This is a genomic window from Peribacillus sp. NPDC096379 (genome assembly GCF_044762875.1).
Taxonomy (GTDB): Bacteria; Bacillota; Bacilli; order Bacillales; family DSM-1321; genus Peribacillus.
Map to the genome: position 1 here is coordinate 599618 of NZ_JBIWFD010000002.1, position 21834 is coordinate 621451.

Here is a 21834-nt window from a genome sequence, read left to right on the forward strand (position 1 = left end):
AAAATGCAGTGGACAAGGAGTTTCTGTAGGTTATATAATTTACTATTGCTGATAGTAACAGAAACGATTTCTCGTTGTGAGTGTTTGGGAAAGATAAGCATGATTTACATATACTTGATATTCATATTCATATTTATATGCGGAGGTACGTAAAATGAAAGAAACAGTTGTCAATGTAATCGGGGCTGGACTAGCTGGTAGTGAAGCGGTCTGGCAACTTGCTAATCGTGGAGTTAAAGTGAATCTATACGAAATGCGGCCTGTTAAGCAAACACCTGCCCACCATACAGATAAATTTGCTGAACTTGTTTGTAGCAACTCTTTGCGTGCCAATGCTTTGACAAACGCTGTTGGAGTTTTGAAAGAAGAAATGCGGCAGCTGAATTCCGTCATCATGCTAGCTGCAGATGCATGTGCGGTTCCAGCAGGAGGAGCTTTGGCGGTTGACCGCCATGAATTTGCCGGCAAAGTGACAGAGTTGGTGAGAAATCATCCCAATGTTACGGTAGTGAATGAAGAAATGGCAGAAATACCTGAAGGTCCGACTATCATTGCAACAGGGCCCTTAACAAGCCAAGCGCTTTCAGAAAAGCTGCAGGAAATTATGGATGAAGAATATTTGTACTTTTATGATGCAGCTGCGCCGATTATTGAAAGAGACAGCATCAATATGGATAAGGTATATCTGAAATCTCGCTATGATAAGGGAGAGGCAGCATATTTGAATTGTCCGATGACTGAAGAAGAATTCAACCGTTTTTATGATGCGCTTATTGCTGCAGAGACTGTTCCACTTAAGGAGTTTGAGAAGGAAATCTTCTTCGAAGGTTGTATGCCGATCGAAGTAATGGCGTCTAGAGGGAAAAAAACGATGTTATTTGGACCGCTGAAACCTGTTGGTCTTGAAGATCCGAAAACAGGAAAAAGGCCATATGCCGTTATTCAATTACGTCAAGATGACGCAGCCGGAACTCTTTACAATCTTGTCGGTTTTCAGACACATTTAAAATGGGGGCCTCAAAAGGAAGTCCTTCAATTAATTCCAGGTCTTGAGAATGCGGAAATTGTACGTTACGGGGTTATGCATCGAAATACGTTCATTAATTCACCTAAAGTATTAAAACCGACTTATCAATTTAAGAATCGTGAAGATTTATTTTTTGCTGGTCAAATGACAGGTGTTGAAGGGTACGTAGAATCAGCAGCCTCAGGACTAGTTGCTGGTATTAATGCCGCGAAAGTGGCATTAGGGCAGGAACCAGTTACATTCCCAGCTGAAACGGCAATCGGTAGCATGGCGCGATATATAACAGCCACCAATGCAAAAACATTCCAACCAATGAATGCAAACTTTGGTATTTTTCCAGAGCTTGATGAGAAAATCAGAGGGAAGAAAGAACGAAATGAGAAGCATGCATCTAGAGCGTTGGAAACAATTCAGAAATTTATGAAGAATTTGTAAATTTGTTTGCCTCCGATATTAAAATGTGATACTATTTAATAGCCTTTGCGAGGTGTACTGAATGTTATACGCAAATCAAGCTTTACCTTCTTTTATAGAATATTTGCAAATCGAAAAAAATTGTTCACACTATACCATTGAAAGTTATCAACGGGATATCGAAGAATTTGTTTTGTTCATGACTGAACAAGGTATGCAGTCGATTGATTCTGTTGAATATTTTGATGCGCGCTTATTTTTGACGCAGTTATACGAAAGAAATCTTTCCAAACGAACAGTTGCAAGGAAAACATCCTGCTTACGGAGTTTTTATAAATTTTTAATGCGTGAGGGGCTTGTGAAAGAGAACCCTTTCTCCCTTGTAACGCTTCCTAAAAAAGATCAAAAGTTGCCGCGTTTTTTATACGAAGAAGAGTTGAATCAATTGTTTTCATCACTGGAACTTGATTCACCAATGGGATTAAGAGATGCTGCTTTATTGGAATTGTTATATGCAACTGGGATACGTGTCAGTGAAGGCTGTGATATTAAGCTTCAAGATCTTGATTTTTCTCTAGGTACCGTTTTAGTACATGGTAAAGGAAAAAAAGACCGCTATATGCCATTGGGCCAATATGCCAAAGATGCTCTAGCTTCTTACATACAAGATGGAAGAGCAAAAGTGATGACCGCACATACGAAGTCCCATCCCTTTTTGTTAATAAATTTTCGTGGAGATCCACTAACACCAAGAGGGGTGCGTTATATACTAACAGCAATTATAAAAAAAGTTGCAAAAGATATAGAATTGCATCCTCATATGCTGAGGCATTCATTTGCCACACATCTTTTGAATAATGGTGCGGATTTAAGGACAGTCCAAGAATTATTGGGCCATTCTAAAATTTCGTCAACACAAATTTATACACATGTAACAAAAGAACAATTAAGAAAAGTTTACAATGCATCACATCCGAGAGCTTAACAGCTTTTAAAAGGAGAATCGTTATGGGAGAATTTCATGCAACTACAATTTTTGCTATTTCGCATAAAGGTGAATGTGCCATGTCCGGAGATGGGCAGGTTACGTTAGGAAATTCAGTAGTGATGAAGCATACGGCGAGAAAGGTACGTCGGCTTTTTAACGGAAAAGTATTAGCTGGGTTTGCTGGTTCTGTTGCGGATGCTTTTACATTATTTGAAATGTTCGAAGCAAAACTCGAAGAATATAATGGGAATTTACAAAGGGCATCTGTAGAATTGGCAAAGCAATGGCGGAGTGACAATATTTTGCGCAAATTAGAAGCGATGCTAATTGTTATGGATCAAAATGACTTGCTACTTGTTTCTGGAACTGGTGAAGTGATTGAACCTGATGACGGAATTCTTGCTATCGGATCTGGAGGGAACTATGCTTTAGCTGCTGGTCGTGCGCTAAAGCAATTCTCGGGTGAAAACTTAACCGCAAAAGAAATCGCTCAATCATCTTTAAAAATAGCTGCAGAAATCTGTGTGTTTACTAATACAAATATTATTGTAGAAGAATTGTAAGTGAGAGGAGCTGTGTGATATGGCAAACAAATCGAATTTAACACCGAGGCAAATCGTTGAAAAGCTTGATCAATACATTGTTGGACAGCGTGATGCGAAACGTGCTGTAGCTGTTGCCCTTCGTAATCGTTATCGCCGCAGTTTACTGAACGATCAATTACGTGATGAAGTTGTTCCTAAAAACATCCTAATGATCGGTCCAACAGGAGTAGGGAAAACTGAAATTGCTCGAAGAATGGCTAAGCTAGTAGGTGCTCCTTTTATAAAAATAGAGGCAACTAAATTTACTGAAGTTGGATACGTCGGTAGAGATGTTGAGTCTATGGTTCGTGATTTGGTTGAAACATCTGTACGGCTTGTCAAAGAAGAAAAGAAAGAAAGCGTAAAGGAACGGGCAGAAGAAAATGCAAATAACCGCCTGATTGAGTTACTTGTTCCTTCAAGTAAAAAACAATCGAATTTTAAAAATCCGCTAGAGGTATTTTTTGGTGGTGGAACGAATGATTCCTTTGAAGAAGAATCCACAAAATCAGCCGAAGACTTAAGCCTGCGGGAAAAGCGGAAAATTGTGAAAGAAAAGCTTGCACTTGGTGAACTAGAAAATGAACTCATCACTGTTGAAGTCGAAGAACAGCAAGCATCGATGTTTGATATGCTCCAAGGTTCGGGAATGGAACAGATGGGTATGAATATGCAAGATGCACTTGGCAGCTTAATGCCTAAAAAGCAAAAGAAGCGAAAATTAAAGGTAAGTGAAGCAAGAATTGTATTAGCGAATGAAGAAGCGGGTAAATTGATTGATATGGATGAAGTAACGCAAGAAGCGGTGTACAGAGCTGAACAAACGGGCATTATTTTTATTGATGAAATTGATAAAATTGCCAGTAAGAAATCTGGAAGCTCTTCTGCGGATGTTTCTAGAGAAGGTGTCCAGCGTGATATTTTACCAATTGTAGAAGGTTCTACGGTTGTAACGAAATATGGTTCTGTAAAAACCGATCATGTATTATTTATCTCTGCTGGAGCTTTTCATATTGCGAAACCGTCAGATTTAATTCCCGAGCTTCAAGGACGCTTTCCAATTCGTGTAGAATTGACTAAGTTGTCAGTTGATGATTTTGTGCGAATCCTTCATGAGCCAGATAATGCATTAATTAAGCAATATATGGCATTATTGGCAACAGAAGGTATAGAAATTGAATTTTCTGACGAAGCTATTCGTAGGATTGCGGAAGTTGCTTTTGAAGTAAACCAAAATACAGACAATATAGGGGCTCGTCGCCTGCATACAATTATGGAAAGACTTCTAGAGGATCTTTCATTCGAAGCTCCGGATATTACATTAGAAAAAATAAAGATTACTCCGCAATATGTAGATGAGAAGCTAGGATCAATTGTGCAAAATAAAGATTTAAGTCAATTTATTCTTTAATCTAGGAAGTATGAACCAAAGAAGAATCACCAAATAAGAGAGTGTACTCGTTAGTTCTCCTAGATTAAACGATATTTGGACCCAACAACTATTTAATCATTGAAGCAAGGCAATTTAGGAGGAAAACTGTAATGAATTTATTAGAAAAAACAAGAAAAATTAACTCTATGCTGCAAAATGCGGCTGGTCAACCTGTGAATTTTAAAGAAATGGCTGAAAGCTTAAGTGAAGTTATCGAATCGAATGTATACGTTGTAAGTAGAAGAGGGAAGCTTTTAGGATTTGCTATTAACCAGCAAATTGAAAACGAGCGAATAAATCAAATGCTAAAAGACAGACAATTCCCTGAGGAATACACAAAAAACTTATTCAATCTACATGAAACATCTTCTAATTTAAATATAGAGAGCGAATATACAGCATTTCCGGTTGAGAACAAAGAACTGTTTGCGAGTGGATTGACAACAATTGTACCTATTATTGGTGGTGGAGAGCGTTTAGGAACCTTGATGCTTGCTCGTCTTCAAGAACAATTCCATGATGATGATTTAATTTTAGCTGAATATGGAGCTACGGTAATTGGTATGGAGATTCTACGTGAGAAAGCAGAAGAAATTGAAGAAGAAGCGCGTAGTAAAGCGATCGTACAAATGGCGATTAGCTCATTATCATATAGTGAGTTGGAAGCAATTGAACATATTTTCGAGGAACTAAAAGGCAGTGAAGGTCTTCTAGTTGCATCTAAAATTGCAGACCGTGTAGGTATCACTAGATCAGTTATTGTTAATGCATTAAGAAAATTAGAAAGTGCTGGAGTCATTGAATCACGTTCATTGGGAATGAAAGGTACGTATATTAAAGTCTTGAACGATAAGTTTTTATTGGAACTTGAAAAATTAAAAAATAATTAATTGATTGATTAGAGGATGTCTAAAGGGTTGAACGAGGACCTGTCAAGTAGACACCTAAAAAGAGTTCTATAATACGGCATGAGCTAGGTAGTGTACCTGACTCATGCCGTATTTATTTGGTATTCGCTTTGTGTTAGTATCAATCAAGTATTCAAAAATGAAGTTTTGGATTTCTTATATTCTCCTGCACTTATCACTTCCATGTATCAAACCATGCTTGTCATTAATAATCAGCCCCTCCATTTATATACTTATTCGATCAAAATTTACAAACTCTTATTGGTTATATTACATTTCGCCCCTTTTTCTGTATGAATAAATCCATTAAGATATAGAACAATTGCTTTCATTTTTAGATGAGATAAGCACGTTTCCTGCATATCATTTTGTTTACCTTCTATAAAAAAACCAGAACTTCAAAAAATAGGTTGAAAATACGTCTACATAATAGTTGTTATCTCGTATTTTGAAGCATCCTCCTTTCGTTTTTTGTGAAATTGAGAATGCACATGTTAGAAAAATGTTGTTAGTGTCGATTAACTGTAATAGAGGTAAATTCTCCTTAATCCCCTTTTTGATAATCAAAACTTTGAGATAGAGTTTTCTGAAAATAATGTATAAGAGGGAATTATTTCATAAAATAGGATATTAATTGTATTTAATTACCTAGATTTTTGTCAATGACAATATTTTGTAGCCATAATTCAAATATATTTCACTGAAAATAGTTCTAAAGTATCGGTTAAAAATGCAAAATTTTCTTTATAGTTAATAGGGCAATTAACAAATGTGGAATTATTTATGTCGAATTTTTGTTAATCAGTGAAATAAAAAGCATATATTGTAATAATTATTCCACTAAATAGAAAAAATGTTACAAAATTAGACAAAAAACGACTAAAATAGTTCTTTTGGCATGGTTAATTATGTCGAATCTTAATGGACAGCATTCGTTAACTTCTTTAAAATAGTTATTATACAATTGTGTTTTTTGTTACAGATATTATATTTTTTTAACATTAAATACGAAGGAGGGTTACGATGAACATTTTTTCTTCTACTTTTACTACCCTTGAGCAAGCATTGAATTATTCGAGCACAAAGCAGAAAATTATTTCTGAAAATATAGCGAATGCAGATACACCGAATTATAAAGCGAAAGATGTAAAATTATCTAAATCCTTCGGTTTGGATTTAGAATCTTCCATTCAAGCTTATCGAACAGATCAAAGGCATTTTACATATAAACCTCTTTCTTCTGACCTAAGTAAAGTATTTGTTCAAAATAATGTACAGTACAATAATAATGGCAATAGTGTGGATGTCGACAATCAAATGAGTAATCTAGCATCCAATCAAATCTATTACAATGCTTTAATTGAAAGAACGAGCGGAAAATTTTCTTCGTTGCTAAATGTCATTAAGGGAGGAAGATGATTAGAATGTTTCAAAGTTTAAATACGACTGCATCAGCTTTAACAAGTCAAAGGTTAAGAATGGATGTCATTTCTTCTAATATGGCAAACGCTGAAACAACTCGATCAGAGTATGTCAATGGTCAATGGCAGGCATACAAAAGAAAATCAGTTGTGTTACAGGAAAATGGAAATCAATTTTCGAATTATTTACATAATGCAATGGATAAAAGTACAGGATCTGGTAATGGCGTACATGTTTCAAGAATTATTAAAGATGAGACACCTTTTAAACTTATCTATAACCCTAATCATCCGGATGCGAATGTAGATGGTTACGTGGAAATGCCAAATGTTGACCCGTTAAGAGAAATGATTGACCTAATGAGTGCGACACGCTCATACGAAGCAAATGTAACAGTATTTAATGCTTCAAAAGGGATGTTAATGAAAGCTTTGGAAATTGGAAAATAGATTGGAGATAGTATGTTATGACTGGAATGGATATTTCTATTAATCAAGGATCTTTGCCGGCAATCACCCCGCAAAAACAAACACCACTCTCTACACCATTTAAAGCCCAGCAAAGCTTTGCAGCTGCATTAAAGGAGTCTTTGAATAAAGTAAATGAAGCACAAACTGTCTCTGATGAGTTAACAGTCAAAATGGCAAAAGGGGAAAATGTTGACCTTCATGAAGTAATGATTGCATCACAAAAGGCAAGTGTAACTCTTCAATTAACTTTAGAAATGCGAAATAAAGCAGTGGAAGCTTATCAAGAAATGATGAGAATGAACATCTGACAAGTATCTTTAACTCCACAATAATTCATAGAGCGGTTGACGAAAGGAGACCGAGCTTAAACTTAAAAAGAATGACCGGAGGATTAAGATGAATGAAGTGATCACCAATTTTAAAAGCAAAATAACGGCATTTTGGGGAAGTAAAAGCAAAAAGCAAAAAATCATGATGATTAGCATGGCCACTGCAATAATCTTAATAGCCATAGTATCCTCCATCCTTCTTACACGGACCACTATGGTTCCACTATATAGTAATTTGTCACCCTCTGAGACTGGAAGCATTAAAGAAAACTTAGATAGCAGAGGAGTTGCCAATGAGATTAAGGATAATGGGGCGACGATTATGGTCCCAGAGCAAAATGTTGATACTTTAAAGGTTGAATTGGCAGCAGAAGGAATTCCGGATTCAGGGAGCATTGATTATTCGTTTTTCGCACAAAATGCGGGTCTTGGCATGACCGACAATGAATTTAATGTGTTAAAACTGGATTCGATGCAAACTGAATTGGCAAATTTGATAAAGAACATCGATGGAATAAATAATGCGAACGTAATGATTAATCTTCCGGAAAAAGGCATTTTCGTTAGTGATGCATCAGAAGAAGCGTCAGCGTCTATTGTACTCGATACAAAACCCGGTCATAAATTTGATGAAGGTCAAATTAAATCACTATACCATTTAGTAAGTAAAAGTATCCCCAATTTACCTACTGAAAATATCGTCATTATGAACCAGAATTTTGAGTACTTTGATTTAAAAAATGAAAATAGTTCGGGAAACACCTTTGTTGCTCAAAATGAAATTAAGAAGGAAATCGAACGTGATATTCAAAGACAAGTGCAAAACATGCTTGGGACCATTATGGGTCAAGATAAAGTAGTGGTTTCGGTAACCGCCGATGTCGATTTTACACAAGAAAACCGTGAAGAAAATCTTGTAACGCCTGTAGATGAAGAAAATCTAGAAGGGATTGCAATTTCTGCACAACGGGTAAATGAAACGTATACAGGTGATAATACGGTAGCAGGAGGCGTACCTCAAGCAGAGGATTCTTCTGATTCATTGGGTTCGTATCAAGCTGGTGCAAATGGAAACGGCGATTATGACAAAATGGATGAAACGATAAATTATGAAGTTAATAGAATTAAGAAACAAATCGTGGAAAGTCCATATAAGGTAAAAGATCTAGGTATTCAAGTGATGGTCGAACCGCCAAACCCTAAAGATGTAAACTCACTTTCACAACAAAGTCAAGATGACATCACGAAAATATTGAGTACGGTTATCAGAACGACTATTGATAAAGACAATGTTGGCACGGCACTTACAGATGCAGACCTTGCCAATAAAATTGCTCTTTCAGTACAACCATTTAACGGAAAAGTTACATTTGACAGTCCACAACAAGCTAGGATCCCAATCTGGGTGTATATTGCAGGGGGCGTTCTACTACTAGCTGTCATTATTTTATTAATTCTATATCTTCGTTCAAGAAAACGTGACGATATTGATTTAGACGAATTAGAAGAATTGCAAGAGAGTGAGATGCTTGAAGTTGCTGATTTATCTGAAGAACAGGAAACAGAATCTACATTAAAACGCAAGCAACTTGAGAAATTGGCTAAAGAGCGTCCGGACGAATTTGCCAAACTATTACGAAGCTGGATTGCAGAAGACTAGGAGGAATGAAGGTGTCAGAACGAAAGAAAAAAGGACTTACTGGAAAGCAAAAAGCAGCCATCCTTCTTATTTCTCTTGGACCAGATGTGTCTGCTTCTGTTTATAAGCATTTATCCGAGGAAGAAATAGAAAGACTTACACTTGAAATTTCTAGTGTTAGAAAAGTAGATTCACATGAAAAGGAAGAGATCTTAGAAGAGTTTCATAATATTGCCCTAGCACAGGATTATATTACTCAGGGAGGCATTGGATATGCCAAACAGGTACTGGAAAAAGCGTTAGGTCCCGATCAGGCTGCTACTATTATTAATAGACTGACTTCTTCACTGCAAGTTCGGCCATTCGATTTTGCAAGAAAAGCAGATCCTGCCCAAATTCTAAATTTCATCCAAAATGAACATCCGCAAACGATTGCGTTAATCCTTTCATATCTGGATCCAGCTCAAGCTGGACAAATCCTTTCAGAGCTGCCACAGGAAGTACAGGCAGATATAGCGAGAAGAATTGCAATCATGGATAGTACTTCTCCTGAGATCATTAATGAAGTGGAACAAATTCTTGAAAGAAAACTATCAGCAACCGTTACACAGGATTATTCACTAACGGGTGGAATTGAGGCAGTGGTTGATGTGCTTAATGGTGTAGACCGACAAACGGAAAGAACGATATTGGATGCACTTGAAATTCAAGATCCTGAGCTTGCTGAAGAAATTAAGAAGCGGATGTTCGTCTTCGAGGATATCGTTACACTTGATGGACTTGCGATTCAACGTGTTATTCGCGAATCTGATAATGAAGATCTTAAATTATCACTTAAGGTTGCAAGTGTTGAAGTGAAGGAAATCGTCTTTCGAAATATGTCGAAACGAATGGTTGAAACATTCCAAGAAGAAATGGAATACATGGGACCCGTACGCCTGCGTGATGTAGAAGAAGCACAATCAAGAATTGTTGGGGTCATCCGCCGTCTAGAGGAGTCTGGTGAAATCATCATAGCTCGCGGCGGAGGAGATGATATTATTGTCTAGAATTATTAAATCCCAGTTTGCTAAGACAGCTGAAGTAAAAAATAAACAAATCAAGATTCGTAATTTCGATTTGTCTGATTCACCTGAGGGGCAAGTAAATGTTCAAGAATATTTGATTACAGAGCAAATAGAGGATGCAAAGCGTGAAGCAAAAGCGCTTATTAAAGAAGCTGAAACTAAAGCCGGTCAAATATTGCAAGAAATTGAGCAAGCCAAAGAGTATTGGGAAAATCATGAAAAAGCAGAGCATATGAAGCAAGCCTATGATTCTGGCTTTGCAGAAGGTGTACAAACTGGCAGAAGTAGTGGGTATGAAGAGTGGATAGACAAAATCAATCAGGCGAAAGAGATTGCCAACTCTTCAAAGGAGGAATATGTAAAATATATAAATTCTTCAGAAGCGATGATTTTAGAATTGGCTATTGCTGTTGCTGAAAAAATTATTGATCAAAAGCTAAAAGAATCGAGCGAAGCTTTTTTATCTATCGTAAAAAGGACGATTAAAGAAGCGAGAAACTATCGAGAAATTCAACTTCATATAAATCCTGTACATTATGAGGAAATAATAGAACAAAAAGAAGACTTACAAGCCATGTTCACAAAAGAAACGGCCCTAATTATCTATCCTGACCCTGAACTATCAGAAGACAGCTGTCTGATTGAGTCTGCTAACGGAAGAATTGACGCTAGTGTCGATAGCCAGCTAAGAGAAATTAAGGATAAACTAGTCGATCTGTTAGAAGGGGGGCAATAATGAAAGCAAGTGATCTATTAGCCCATATTCCAGGATTGAATACGTTTAAGCACTATGGCAGGGTAAAGCGTGTGGTAGGTTTAATGATAGAATCGCAAGGACCTGAAAGCTCTATAGGGGACATTTGCTATATCTACACGGAAACAAAAAACAGAAAAAAAAAGATTCGTGCTGAAGTTGTCGGCTTCAGAGACGAGATCGTCATTCTAATGCCTTACACAGCAGTGACTGAAATTTCTCCAGGTAGTATAGTGGAAGGCACTTCTAACTCTCTTGAAATAAAAGTAGGGGCTGGCTTATTAGGCAAAGTCATCGATCCACTTGGATTTCCTTTGGATGGTTCACTGCTCCCAAAAGGACTTTCTTCTGTACCGGTTGACCAAGATCCTCCTAATCCTATGGAAAGACCTCCAATTGACGAACCGATTGATGTTGGAGTCAGAATGATTGATAGTTTACTAACAGTCGGTAAAGGACAAAGGGTCGGTATTTTTGCTGGGAGCGGCGTTGGGAAAAGTACTTTGCTCGGAATGGTAGCTAGAAATACAACAGCAGATTTAAATGTGATTGGACTAATCGGCGAACGTGGTCGGGAGGTGCGGGAGTTTATTGAGAAAGACCTTGGTCCTGAAGGCTTGGCTCGTTCGATCGTAGTTGTAGCAACATCTGATCAGCCTGCTTTAATGAGGATAAAAGGAGCGTTAACAGCAACAGCCATTGCGGAATATTTTAGAGACAAAGGTCTTAACGTTATGCTCATGATGGATTCAGTAACTAGGGTTGCGATGGCGCAACGAGAAATCGGCTTAGCTGTTGGGGAGCCGCCAACTACAAAAGGATATACGCCTTCTGTTTTTTCCATACTCCCTCGCCTACTAGAACGTACAGGAACGAATCAACTAGGAACGATTACTGCTTTCTATACTGTGCTTGTAGACGGAGACGATATGAATGAACCGATAGCTGATACCGTTCGTGGGATATTGGATGGTCATTTCATTCTTGATCGCAAGCTGGCCAATAAAGGACAATACCCAGCGATTAATGTGTTAAAAAGCATTAGCAGGGTGATGAATAATATCGTTGAAAATAATCAAAAACTTGCTGCTGAAAAATTACGAACAGCTTTAGCTACTTACATAGAGTCAGAAGATTTAATTAATATCGGGGCCTATAAAAGGGGATCATCGAAGGAGATCGATGATGCAATTAAAATGCAGCCTCAAATCATTTCATATATGAAGCAAGGTACCCATGAAAAAATGTCGCGAGAAGAAAGTGTCTTTAATTTGAAACAGTTGATGGGAATAGGTGAATAAAAGATGATCTTTCAATATAAATTCGACAAAATCCTAACCATTAAAGAGATCGAGAAAAATGAAGTCTTAGCAAAATATAATGAAACGATAAAAAGATTTGAAGAAGTTGCTGAAAAGCTCTATAAGCTGCTAAAGAAAAAAGAAGATCTGCTGCAATTTCAACAAGAAAAGCTTACGCAAGGTCTCACTGTTCAAGAGATTCGTCATAATCAACAATTCATGGATAATCTTGAAAAGATCATTGTGTACAATCAAAAAGAAGTGATTCAAGCCAGACATGCAATGAATATGCAACAAAGTAAGCTGATGGAAAAAAATATAGAAGTAAAGAAATATGAAAAAATCAAAGAAAAAGATTTTCAAAAATTTCTAGAAGAAATAAAAGAGGCGGAAAACAAAAATATGGATGAAATTTCTATTCGTCAGTTTTTTAGTAAAGGTTAGTAGGTGATCGCATGAAAAAGATAGACGAAACAGAGCATGTAGAGTCGAACAAATTTCAAGTCATATTATTTAGTGTCCTCATATTTCTTTTGTTTACGCTATTAGTTCTAGTCATCTACTTAAGCTTTACAGGAACGAACGTATTTAAAAAATCAAAAGAATTTAGTGAAAAGATTCCATTTGTTTCTCAACTCTTAGACAAAAACGATGAAAAAGATCCAAATACCTCGACTGAAAATTTCCAAGAAAAAGTTGTTGACTTAGAAGCTGAGATTAAAGATCATCAATCGGAGATAAAAAAGCTAGAAAGTTTAATTGATTCTAGAGATAAACAGCTTGAAAGAAACGAACTTGAAAAACAACAATTAGAAATGGAAATCGAGGAACTACGTTCAGCTCAAGAAATAAATAATCGCGCGTTTCAAGATATCGTCAAAACATATGAAACGATTTCTCCCAAAAAATCTGCACCTATCATTTCTAAAATGGGTGATGAAGAGGCTATAAAGATTCTTAGTAGTATTAAAACGGACAAGCTTGCAGCAATACTAGAACAATTGACGCCAGATGATGCGGCAAGATTTACAAAGCTTTTAGCTTCTAAAAGCAGCACGAATTAAAAGTAGTATATACATTCAATTGAAGGGAGGTGAAAAAATGAATACAGGAATGGTAATGGCTTCTATGCCAGCTTCGGTAAGCAAGACTCAAAATCAAACTGCTGTAAAAACGTCGGATAACGAGCATTCATTTGGCAGTATTTTTGGAAAAGTAATCTTATCATCAGAATCAGAGGATGCAAAACCAGTTGATGCTGAAAAGCTTTCTGAAGAGCAACTTTCCATATTAAATGGGCTCATCAATGAATTGAATGCAAAGGGCAATAATGGGGAAGAGGAAGTCAATCCCAATATACTTCTTGTTGATGAAACGGCACAATTATCTGCAGTACTAGAAGAGCACGATCTAAGCACGATGATGAATCTGCTTAATGAGAAGATTGAATCGAATGAAGAAATTGATGTAATAGAAATATTATCAATCTTAACTACTTTAGCAAATATGGATGAATCTCAATGGAGTCGGGTAGATATAAACAAAATTGGTGAAATCCTTACATTTACCAAATTACAAGAAGCCATGATTTCGGCCAACCAGATAACAGATAATGAAGCAGTGATCAGTAAGACTTTGAAACAGCAGCTGGACACCATTTTGACAAAACTAGAATCAATGGTAGAAAGTGAGCAACAACAGTCATCTGCATCTTCTACGTCTAATAAAACGTTGGCTGGTGAAGCATCACTTGCTTTAATCAAGAATACATATATCCGAAACTTTGCGAGTGTAAACCAAGAAAGTGAAGAAAACTTGGTTCAAACACCATCATTAAGAACAATTGAGACCACGCAAACTGGTCAATCCTTTATTCCACAAATGTCTAAATTAGAACAATTTGTATTAACTGTTGAAAAAAGTGGCCAACCAATTACCCAAGAACAATTTGTCAAAGCATTTGAAACGATATTGAATAAATCAAGCTTTACAAATGCAAATGGTACGCAAAAGCTATTGATCCAATTAAATCCTGAACATCTTGGATCAATGCGAATTGAACTTATTCAAAAGGATAATGTGATGGTCGCTAGAATTATGGCAACAACGGCACAGGCGAAAGAGATGTTAGAGAGTCAATTACAAGGCTTGAAACATTCATTTGTAGGCCAAGGTATTCAAGTAGAAAAAATAGAAATATCACAGCAACTTAGCGCATTCTCTCAAGAACGATTCTATCAAAGAGATTCGGACACGTCTGAGCAGCAAAATCAACAACAAGATAAGCAAGCTGATGAAGAAACAGCCACAGAGTTTACCAATCAATTTGAAGAAGCTTTATTAAATGTTGAAGTGTAGGTGAGAAAAATGACAACAATTGATACATCATTATTACTGTCGAACAATTCAAAAAATAAAGTAACCAACAAGGGTGATGCACTTGGCAAAGATGATTTCTTAAAGCTATTGATGGCTCAGCTACAAAACCAAGACCCAACAAGTCCTATGGATAATACGGAATTTGTCTCACAAATGGCAACTTTTACTTCTATGGAACAAATGACAAACATTGCTACTGGAATTAATAGCTTAATTGATATTCAAAATCAAAACAGCCTTTTAGCATATAACAATTTTGTCGGCAAAGAAGTGACATGGCATAAAATCAATGCGGACGATTCGAGAGAACCCGAAGGAATAAAGGTTGAAGAAGGAACGGGTGTTATTTCCTCGTTAGAATATAAAAATAACGGAGTGACTTTTATTCTTGAAGATGGAACAAAGTTGGAGCCAGGTAATATATCTAAATTGAATGCAACGTCCTCAACTAATAGTTTAGTGTCTTCAAGTGAATTAATCGGCAAACTTGTTACATATTTAAGTCCAGAGAATGAAGAGGTTTCAGCTATTGTTAAATCGGTATTGCTGAAGGATGGAAAAACAATATATGAGTTAGCAGATGACCAGTCTACTAAACTGACTGCAGATCAGCTAATAAAAATCTCTGCACCTTAAGGAGTGGAAATATGAAAATGAATGGATTCAGACCGATATCCAATCTGCCCACTCAACTCGCTTCATCCAAACAACCGCAAAACAAGAATGAAAAAACAGGTTTTGCTGCTCATTTTCATACAGCTGTTCATACTAAATCAAGAAATCTTTCAATTAGTAAACATGCTCAAATGAGGCTAGATCAAAGAAATATTCATATCGACGAAACGACTTGGACCAAGATTGAAGAAAAAGTTCAAGAAGCAAAAAAAATAGGGATTACCGAATCATTAGTAGTTCTTGAAAATGCTGCACTCGTAGTAAATACGAAAAATAACATCGTCATAACTGCCATGGACAGGAATGAATCAGCTTCCCACATTTTCACAAATATCAATGGAACGATTCTTATAGATTAAAAGGGCTGGACCTGCAAAGGAAGCCTTGGCTGTGGAATGATAGAAGCAGCCTATTATGAAAGGAGAGTAAAAACATGCTTCGTTCAATGTACTCAGGTATTAGCGGGTTAAAAAACTTCCAAACTAAATTAGATGTAATTGGTAATAATATTGCCAATGTAAATACTTACGGTTTCAAGAAAAGCAGGGTTACATTTGCGGATACAATGAACCAAACTATTTCAGGTGCCAGTGCGTCAACTGCCAACCGCGGGGGGAAAAACTCGATGCAAGTTGGATTGGGATCAGCGGTATCAACCATTGATACGATCCACACCCAATCTAGTCTGCAAAATACAGGCCGTTCACTAGATCTTGGTATCTCAGGTGATGGTTATTTCGTTGTTGCAAACGGTAATGCTTTGTCTTATACACGCGCTGGAAACTTTTATTTGGATAATAATGGTACTTTGGTAAATGGTGATGGGTATAAGGTGCAGGCCTTTGATACCGAAGGAGTTCTTGGGGATGTCACAGTTAACGTAAATGCTGTGTTACCAGCAACTAAAACTACAGAAATTATTTTTTCAGGCAATTTATCTAGTAATACAGTAGGTCGCAACTCTTTCACTCAACAAATGAAAGTAGTTGACGAAAAAGGCGTTTCTCATACAATAGATGTTCATTATATTAGACAAGCTGACACAGGTACTTCTCCTAATACAGTACCCTCAAACAAATGGGACGTTTTTGTTGGCGGTAATAGCCCTTTTAATGCAGATGGTACTATTAATGCTACTGTTCCTACACAGGTTATTGAATTTACTAATGGTAAAGTTACATCACCAAATGCAACCGTGACACCAACAATTTCTTTAAACGATGTGACTCCAAGTGTATCGTTAAATGTTGCACTTGATTTTTCTAATCTAACCCAAATCGCTGAAGCCACTTCAGCGCAAGGTACTCCAGATGGAAGCTTGGAAGGTTCCTTAGAAAGCTTCACTATCGGTCAAACAGGTGAAATTAGCGGGGTTTATTCGAATGGCAAGGTAAATACAATTGGGACAGTGGCAGTCGCCAAATTCAGCAACACATCTGGCCTTACAAAAACTGGTGGAAACCTATTCCAAGAATCGATCAGCTCAGGAACAGCGAATATTGGGTTAGCTGGTAACGGACGAGGCACGCTTGCTGCTGGATCACTTGAAATGTCTAACGTCGATCTTTCAGAAGAATTCACGGACATGATTGTTGCTCAGCGTGGTCTTCAAGCCAATACTAGAATCATTACAACATCGGATGAAATCCTTCAAGAACTAGTGAATTTAAAACGATAAGTTAAGGGAGGGAGGAGGATGATTTATTAGCAAGGTTCAGACCCCGTATCTACTATTACAGTATAAATACAGGTAAACACCCCTGTGTATTATTGTATGTGGAGAGTGAGGTCAGACCCTTTAGAGTCATCCTCTATAAATTATTATTAAAGTGACAAGGTTAAATGGTACTAGCTACACTATCAATGCTTTATTCATAGAAACAATAGAATCACATCCAGATACCACGATTACTCTGACGAATGGGAAGAAACTTGTTGTGAAGGAAAAAGAAGCAGAGATCATTCATTCAGTTATTCAGTTTTACCGTTTGGCCAATGTAATTGGAATTCGTAGAGAGGAGGATGGTTCTGAATATGAAAAATAAGCTTTTGACCATCATATTAATTATTCTCGTTGCGATTACGTTGGTAGGAGTTGCCTCAGTAGCAGCCATTGCTTATTTTAAAAATGATCATGCTAATGTAGAAAAAGAGCTTAGTATTGATGAAATTATTAAGACTTCGGTTAATGTTCCGGAGATTACTACGAATCTTGCCAATGGCGATTTTATTAGGATGACGCTGACGATTCAAACAGACAGTAAAAAAGCCAAAACAGAGCTTGAAAAAAGAGACTTTCAAGTCAAAAACCTTTTAATTACCGAGCTTTCTGAATTAAAATCAGACATGTTGCGAAGTAAAGTTGGCAAAGAGCAGTTCCAAGAAAGTATGAAAACGAAGCTGAATGAAATTATGCAAGAAGGAAAGATTGTACAGGTTTATATAACCTCCTCGATCCTTCAATAAGTAAACTTCCGAGGAATTGTACGAATTTGAAGGAGGAATTTTGGAGGTGAAATAATTGTCAGGTGAAATACTGTCGCAAAATGAAATTGACGCTCTACTCTCGGCACTTTCAACAGGGGAAATGGATGCGGATGAATTAAAAAAAGAAGAATCTGAGAAAAAAGTAAGGGTATATGATTTCAAACGTGCTTTACGTTTTTCAAAGGATCAAATTAGGAGTTTAACAAGAGTTCATGAAAACTTTGCTCGCCTACTAACGACATATTTTTCGGCTCAACTAAGAACGTATGTGCAAATTTCTGTTGCTTCTGCCGATCAAATTCCTTATGAAGAATTTATTCGCTCGATTTCGAAGATGACCATATTAAATGTTTTTGAGGTACCTCCATTAGATGGAAGAATTATTATGGAAGTCAATCCTCATATTGCTTATGCAATGATGGATCGGGTACTTGGTGGTAAAGGCGTAAGTGTCAATAAAGTGGAAAATTTGACTGAAATCGAAACAAGAATAATGTCGAATCTATTTGAAAATGGTTTTGAGAATTTTCAAGAGGCGTGGGCAGGTATATCGGAGATTGAACCTGTTTTAACAGATTTCGAAGTGAATCCGCAGTTCTTGCAAATGGTTTCTCCGAATGAGACAGTTGTCGTTATATCACTTAATACCCAAATCGGGGAAACGTCAGGAATGATTAATATTTGTATTCCTCATGTTACATTGGAACCAATTATCCCGAAGCTTTCCGTTCATTATTGGATGCAGAATAAGAAGAAAGAACGTTTACCAGAAGAGGTTAAAGTACTAGAGGAAAGAATAAAAAATGGAGAGCTGCCGATAATAGCTGAATTAGGAGAGACCAACATATCAATTCAAGATTTTCTCCATCTTGATATTGGGGATGTTATTCAACTGAATAAGACGATTGAAGAGCCATTGAGTATTAAGATTGGTGGAGTGCCGAAATATGTAGCTCAGCCAGGAAAAGTAGGGAAAAAATTAGCCATTCAAATTCTTGAATACATAAAGGAGGAGGCCGAAGATGGTAGGTGATGGAATGCTTTCACAAGACGAAATCGATGCTTTATTAAAAGGCACAGATGATCAATTTGATCAGAAAAGTGGACCTCAAATTGATGAATATCTATCGTCTATGGAGCAGGATGCTTTAGGGGAAATTGGGAACATCTCGTTCGGTAGCTCGGCAACTGCACTGTCTACTTTGTTAAATCAAAAAGTTGATATTACGACACCGGCAGTTACAATTATTGAAAAAAGTAAACTTGCAGAGGAATTCCCTCATCCATATGTAGCCATTCAAGTCAATTATACAGAAGGTTTTTCTGGAGGAAACCTTCTTGTTATTCAACAAAGTGATGCCTCGATTATAGCCGATCTCATGCTCGGTGGAACAGGCATTAACCCGCCTGAAATGTTGGGGGAGATTCAATTAAGTGCCGTTCAAGAAGCAATGAATCAGATGATGGGTTCTGCAGCAACTTCTATGTCTACTGTGTTTAGTAAAAGAGTGGATATTTCACCGCCAAGTCTAGAATTGATTAATTTTATTGAAGGACAAGGCAAAGACACAATCCCTAACGACGATCTCATTGTGAAAATTTCTTTTCGACTTTTAGTTGGTAATTTAATAGATTCTAATATTATGCAGCTATTGCCTTTGAAATTTGCTAAAGAATTAGTTGCAGAATTATTAAACCCAGCTCAGTCAACTCCTGATTCAAATGCTCATCAGGAGGAAGTTACGCAAACGAATCATACAAAAGAACCAGTTGAACAAAAGTATTATTCTGAACAGACAAATAATCAAACTCAGCAACCGAGAAGTGTACCGACGTCAAGCTCTCATGTTCCACAACAATCGGGTCCACAGCATTTAGGATCAGGATCTCATGCTCAACCAGTAAATGTACAACCTGCTAGTTTTACTAGCTTTCAAACCTATCAAATGCAAGAATCAGAAGCTAAGAATTTAGATATGCTATTGGATATTCCACTTCAGATAACGGTGGAGCTTGGTAGAACAAAACGTTCAATTAAAGAAATTTTGGAACTATCATCAGGATCGATTGTCGAGCTTGATAAACTAGCTGGGGAACCAGTGGATATTTTGGTGAATAACCGATTAATAGCTCAAGGTGAAGTAGTTGTAATTGATGAAAACTTTGGAGTTCGAGTGACTGATATTGTTAGTCAATCGGACCGACTAAAAAAACTCAGATAAATTGGAGGAAATTGAATTATGGCTCACAGAATTTTGATTGTTGATGATGCAGCATTTATGAGAATGATGATTAAAGACATATTATCAAAAAATGGTTTTGAGATTGTTGGAGAAGCAGCGGATGGGGCGCAAGCAGTTGAGAAATACCGCGAGTTACAGCCTGATCTTGTCACAATGGATATTACAATGCCTGAAATGGATGGAATTACAGCCTTAAAAGAAATTAAAGCGATTAACCCTGCAGCAAAAGTAATTATGTGTTCTGCTATGGGACAACAAGCAATGGTCATTGATGCCATTCAAGCAGGTGCACGGGATTTCATTGTAAAACCATTCCAAGCAGATCGTGTACTTGAAGCAATTAATAAAACATTAAGCTAAAAAATAAGAGGGTGTCATTTTGTTTTCTATTAAAAAATGGATTACTATCCTAATAATAATTGTTTTCGGGATGATAAGTTTTCAGGGGCAAATTTTTGCAGAAGATCTGACTAATCAAACCGTAAAAGATGCTTATAGTAGCCTTGAGAAACCAAATGATACAAAAGAAGCAGAGAAAGCTATCAAACAAAAGGACGATGCAAAAGTTGAAAGCTCCCCAAGTAAGGAGCTTTCAATTTTAGATTTTGTTCGAGTAGCTGCTGCTATTATTTTTGTTGTAATTTTACTCTACGGATTACTTTGGTTTATGAATAAAAGAAATAAAGCCTTTCAGAAAGCTAATTTTGTTGAAAACCTCGGCGGTACTAGTCTAGGATCTAATCGCTCTGTGCAGATTGTAAAAGTGGGTAGGCGAATTCTTGTTGTAGGTGTTGGCGAAAATGTATCTCTGTTAAAAGAGATTGAAAATCAACAGGAATATGAAGAAGTCATTAACAATCATAATGAGAAAATGGATAATATGATGGTTCCAAGGGATATAGTAGCCAAAATGAAAGGAAAATGGGGGGAAAAAGAAAACGAAAGTCATAATTTCCCATCTCAATTAAGCACGCAGCTTAAAGAGATAGCTAAAACAAGAAAAAAAGTATTGAGTGAGCTGGATAAAAAGGAGAGAGACTTGAATGAATGAATTTATGCAGTTGTTCAATAGCGGTGATCCGGCAAGCGTCTCAACTTCAATAAGACTCATTCTTTTGCTCACTGTCTTATCTCTTGCTCCGAGTATCCTAATTTTAATGACTTGTTTTGCAAGAATTGTGATCGTTTTAAGCTTCGTCCGAACAGCTCTAGCTACTCAACAAATGCCTCCAAACCAAGTTCTTATTGGACTTGCTTTATTCATGACATTTTTCATAATGGCTCCCACATTCCAGGAAGTGAATGAGGTTGCATTAACTCCTTTGTTTGCGGAAGAAATTAATTTAGAAGAAGCGTATGACCTTGCGGCTAGTCCATTTAAAGAGTTTATGAGTGCACATACAAGACAAAAGGATCTCGCATTATTCTTAGATTATGCAGGGGTAGATAAACCTGAAACGATACAAGATATTCCACTAACTGCGCTTGTTCCGGCCTATGCGATTAGTGAAATGAAGACGGCCTTTCAAATTGGCTTCATGATTTTTATTCCTTTTTTAGTTATTGATATGATTGTTGCAAGTATTCTTATGTCCATGGGAATGATGATGCTGCCGCCAGTCATGATTTCACTACCCTTCAAGATTCTCTTATTTGTCTTGGTAGATGGATGGTATTTAGTCGTGAAATCATTATTACAAAGTTTTTAAGTAGGT

25 protein-coding genes are annotated in these 21834 nt (G+C 36.9%); all 25 read left to right on the forward strand.

Annotated elements, in window-relative coordinates; genetic code table 11:
• Positions 1-154 precede the first annotated feature (154 nt).
• The 25 genes from trmFO to fliP all read left to right on the forward strand — a co-directional run bounded on the left by trmFO (position 155) and on the right by fliP (position 21828).
• Positions 155-1462 carry an FADH(2)-oxidizing methylenetetrahydrofolate--tRNA-(uracil(54)-C(5))-methyltransferase TrmFO gene (gene trmFO, locus ACIQZI_RS11910; protein WP_403073310.1) on the forward strand — a complete coding sequence of 436 codons (1308 nt, stop codon included), beginning with the start codon at positions 155-157 and terminating at the stop codon, positions 1460-1462.
• A 61-nt stretch (positions 1463-1523) separates the two neighbouring features.
• Positions 1524-2426 carry a tyrosine recombinase XerC gene (xerC, locus tag ACIQZI_RS11915; protein WP_062181188.1) on the forward strand — a complete coding sequence of 301 codons (903 nt, stop codon included), beginning with the start codon at positions 1524-1526 and terminating at the stop codon, positions 2424-2426.
• A gap of 23 nt (positions 2427-2449) precedes the next feature.
• Positions 2450-2992, forward strand: a complete 543-nt coding sequence (gene hslV / locus ACIQZI_RS11920; RefSeq protein ID WP_062181185.1) for an ATP-dependent protease subunit HslV — start codon at positions 2450-2452, stop codon at positions 2990-2992.
• Between the two features lie 19 nt (positions 2993-3011).
• On the forward strand, positions 3012-4424 hold the full coding sequence (gene hslU / locus ACIQZI_RS11925) for an ATP-dependent protease ATPase subunit HslU (protein ID WP_062181183.1): 1413 nt from the start codon (positions 3012-3014) through the stop codon (positions 4422-4424).
• 131 nt (positions 4425-4555) lie between these two features.
• Positions 4556-5335, forward strand: a complete 780-nt coding sequence (gene codY / locus ACIQZI_RS11930) for a GTP-sensing pleiotropic transcriptional regulator CodY (RefSeq protein WP_062181180.1) — start codon at positions 4556-4558, stop codon at positions 5333-5335.
• A 1041-nt stretch (positions 5336-6376) separates the two neighbouring features.
• Positions 6377-6772: a flagellar basal body rod protein FlgB gene (gene flgB, locus ACIQZI_RS11935; protein ID WP_062181177.1), complete on the forward strand. Its 396-nt coding sequence runs from the start codon at positions 6377-6379 to the stop codon at positions 6770-6772.
• Positions 6769-7224, forward strand: coding sequence for a flagellar basal body rod protein FlgC (gene flgC, locus ACIQZI_RS11940; protein WP_403073315.1), 456 nt, complete (start codon positions 6769-6771; stop codon positions 7222-7224). The genes flgB and flgC overlap by 4 nt, the downstream gene beginning before the upstream one ends.
• A 17-nt stretch (positions 7225-7241) precedes the next feature.
• Positions 7242-7553, forward strand: a complete 312-nt coding sequence (fliE, locus tag ACIQZI_RS11945; protein WP_403073317.1) for a flagellar hook-basal body complex protein FliE — start codon at positions 7242-7244, stop codon at positions 7551-7553.
• Positions 7554-7641: 88 nt separating this feature from the next.
• Positions 7642-9234: a flagellar basal-body MS-ring/collar protein FliF gene (gene fliF, locus ACIQZI_RS11950; RefSeq protein WP_403073319.1), complete on the forward strand. Its 1593-nt coding sequence runs from the start codon at positions 7642-7644 to the stop codon at positions 9232-9234.
• 5 nt (positions 9235-9239) lie between these two features.
• On the forward strand, positions 9240-10262 hold the full coding sequence (fliG, locus tag ACIQZI_RS11955) for a flagellar motor switch protein FliG (RefSeq protein ID WP_403073321.1): 1023 nt from the start codon (positions 9240-9242) through the stop codon (positions 10260-10262).
• Positions 10255-11016, forward strand: a complete 762-nt coding sequence (fliH, locus tag ACIQZI_RS11960; protein ID WP_403073323.1) for a flagellar assembly protein FliH — start codon at positions 10255-10257, stop codon at positions 11014-11016. The genes fliG and fliH overlap by 8 nt, the downstream gene beginning before the upstream one ends.
• A complete protein-coding gene (gene fliI, locus ACIQZI_RS11965) occupies positions 11016-12335 on the forward strand; it encodes a flagellar protein export ATPase FliI (protein ID WP_403073325.1) in 1320 nt (439 codons plus the stop codon). The genes fliH and fliI overlap by 1 nt, the downstream gene beginning before the upstream one ends.
• Positions 12336-12338: 3 nt before the next feature.
• A complete protein-coding gene (gene fliJ / locus ACIQZI_RS11970) occupies positions 12339-12779 on the forward strand; it encodes a flagellar export protein FliJ (RefSeq protein ID WP_403073327.1) in 441 nt (146 codons plus the stop codon).
• 11 nt (positions 12780-12790) lie between these two features.
• Complete coding sequence (locus tag ACIQZI_RS11975; protein WP_403073329.1) at positions 12791-13399, forward strand: MotE family protein; 609 nt, start codon at positions 12791-12793, stop codon at positions 13397-13399.
• A gap of 37 nt (positions 13400-13436) precedes the next feature.
• Positions 13437-14693: a flagellar hook-length control protein FliK gene (locus tag ACIQZI_RS11980; RefSeq protein ID WP_403073331.1), complete on the forward strand. Its 1257-nt coding sequence runs from the start codon at positions 13437-13439 to the stop codon at positions 14691-14693.
• Between the two features lie 9 nt (positions 14694-14702).
• Positions 14703-15350, forward strand: a complete 648-nt coding sequence (flgD, locus tag ACIQZI_RS11985; protein ID WP_403073333.1) for a flagellar hook assembly protein FlgD — start codon at positions 14703-14705, stop codon at positions 15348-15350.
• Between the two features lie 11 nt (positions 15351-15361).
• Positions 15362-15748, forward strand: coding sequence for a TIGR02530 family flagellar biosynthesis protein (locus ACIQZI_RS11990; protein WP_403073335.1), 387 nt, complete (start codon positions 15362-15364; stop codon positions 15746-15748).
• Positions 15749-15822: 74 nt separating this feature from the next.
• Entirely contained in the window at positions 15823-17067 is a 1245-nt protein-coding gene (locus ACIQZI_RS11995; protein WP_062181151.1) for a flagellar hook protein FlgE, read from the forward strand.
• 142 nt (positions 17068-17209) lie between these two features.
• Positions 17210-17434: a flagellar FlbD family protein gene (locus ACIQZI_RS12000; protein ID WP_082675047.1), complete on the forward strand. Its 225-nt coding sequence runs from the start codon at positions 17210-17212 to the stop codon at positions 17432-17434.
• Entirely contained in the window at positions 17424-17855 is a 432-nt protein-coding gene (gene fliL, locus ACIQZI_RS12005) for a flagellar basal body-associated protein FliL (RefSeq protein WP_062181148.1), read from the forward strand. The genes ACIQZI_RS12000 and fliL overlap by 11 nt, the downstream gene beginning before the upstream one ends.
• A 55-nt stretch (positions 17856-17910) precedes the next feature.
• Complete coding sequence (fliM, locus tag ACIQZI_RS12010) at positions 17911-18909, forward strand: flagellar motor switch protein FliM (RefSeq protein WP_062181146.1); 999 nt, start codon at positions 17911-17913, stop codon at positions 18907-18909.
• Positions 18899-20098 carry a flagellar motor switch phosphatase FliY gene (gene fliY / locus ACIQZI_RS12015; protein ID WP_403073339.1) on the forward strand — a complete coding sequence of 400 codons (1200 nt, stop codon included), beginning with the start codon at positions 18899-18901 and terminating at the stop codon, positions 20096-20098. Before fliM ends, fliY begins: the two co-directional genes overlap by 11 nt.
• Positions 20099-20116: 18 nt before the next feature.
• Positions 20117-20479, forward strand: coding sequence for a chemotaxis protein CheY (cheY, locus tag ACIQZI_RS12020; RefSeq protein ID WP_049680789.1), 363 nt, complete (start codon positions 20117-20119; stop codon positions 20477-20479).
• A 19-nt stretch (positions 20480-20498) separates the two neighbouring features.
• On the forward strand, positions 20499-21170 hold the full coding sequence (locus tag ACIQZI_RS12025; RefSeq protein WP_403073341.1) for a flagellar biosynthetic protein FliO: 672 nt from the start codon (positions 20499-20501) through the stop codon (positions 21168-21170).
• Positions 21163-21828, forward strand: a complete 666-nt coding sequence (fliP, locus tag ACIQZI_RS12030) for a flagellar type III secretion system pore protein FliP (protein ID WP_403073343.1) — start codon at positions 21163-21165, stop codon at positions 21826-21828. Before ACIQZI_RS12025 ends, fliP begins: the two co-directional genes overlap by 8 nt.
• Positions 21829-21834: the final 6 nt, after the last annotated feature.

Coding starts and splice junctions, on each gene's coding strand:
- trmFO (WP_403073310.1), top strand. CDS start 155: ATGAAAGAAACAGTTGTCAATGTAATCGGGGCTGGACTAGCTGGTAGT.
- xerC (WP_062181188.1), top strand. CDS start 1,524: ATGTTATACGCAAATCAAGCTTTACCTTCTTTTATAGAATATTTGCAA.
- hslV (WP_062181185.1), top strand. CDS start 2,450: ATGGGAGAATTTCATGCAACTACAATTTTTGCTATTTCGCATAAAGGT.
- hslU (WP_062181183.1), top strand. CDS start 3,012: ATGGCAAACAAATCGAATTTAACACCGAGGCAAATCGTTGAAAAGCTT.
- codY (WP_062181180.1), top strand. CDS start 4,556: ATGAATTTATTAGAAAAAACAAGAAAAATTAACTCTATGCTGCAAAAT.
- flgB (WP_062181177.1), top strand. CDS start 6,377: ATGAACATTTTTTCTTCTACTTTTACTACCCTTGAGCAAGCATTGAAT.
- flgC (WP_403073315.1), top strand. CDS start 6,769: ATGATTAGAATGTTTCAAAGTTTAAATACGACTGCATCAGCTTTAACA.
- fliE (WP_403073317.1), top strand. CDS start 7,242: ATGACTGGAATGGATATTTCTATTAATCAAGGATCTTTGCCGGCAATC.
- fliF (WP_403073319.1), top strand. CDS start 7,642: ATGAATGAAGTGATCACCAATTTTAAAAGCAAAATAACGGCATTTTGG.
- fliG (WP_403073321.1), top strand. CDS start 9,240: ATGAAGGTGTCAGAACGAAAGAAAAAAGGACTTACTGGAAAGCAAAAA.
- fliI (WP_403073325.1), top strand. CDS start 11,016: ATGAAAGCAAGTGATCTATTAGCCCATATTCCAGGATTGAATACGTTT.
- fliJ (WP_403073327.1), top strand. CDS start 12,339: ATGATCTTTCAATATAAATTCGACAAAATCCTAACCATTAAAGAGATC.
- ACIQZI_RS11975 (WP_403073329.1), top strand. CDS start 12,791: ATGAAAAAGATAGACGAAACAGAGCATGTAGAGTCGAACAAATTTCAA.
- ACIQZI_RS11980 (WP_403073331.1), top strand. CDS start 13,437: ATGAATACAGGAATGGTAATGGCTTCTATGCCAGCTTCGGTAAGCAAG.
- flgD (WP_403073333.1), top strand. CDS start 14,703: ATGACAACAATTGATACATCATTATTACTGTCGAACAATTCAAAAAAT.
- ACIQZI_RS11990 (WP_403073335.1), top strand. CDS start 15,362: ATGAAAATGAATGGATTCAGACCGATATCCAATCTGCCCACTCAACTC.
- ACIQZI_RS11995 (WP_062181151.1), top strand. CDS start 15,823: ATGCTTCGTTCAATGTACTCAGGTATTAGCGGGTTAAAAAACTTCCAA.
- fliL (WP_062181148.1), top strand. CDS start 17,424: ATGAAAAATAAGCTTTTGACCATCATATTAATTATTCTCGTTGCGATT.
- fliY (WP_403073339.1), top strand. CDS start 18,899: ATGGTAGGTGATGGAATGCTTTCACAAGACGAAATCGATGCTTTATTA.
- cheY (WP_049680789.1), top strand. CDS start 20,117: ATGGCTCACAGAATTTTGATTGTTGATGATGCAGCATTTATGAGAATG.
- fliP (WP_403073343.1), top strand. CDS start 21,163: ATGAATGAATTTATGCAGTTGTTCAATAGCGGTGATCCGGCAAGCGTC.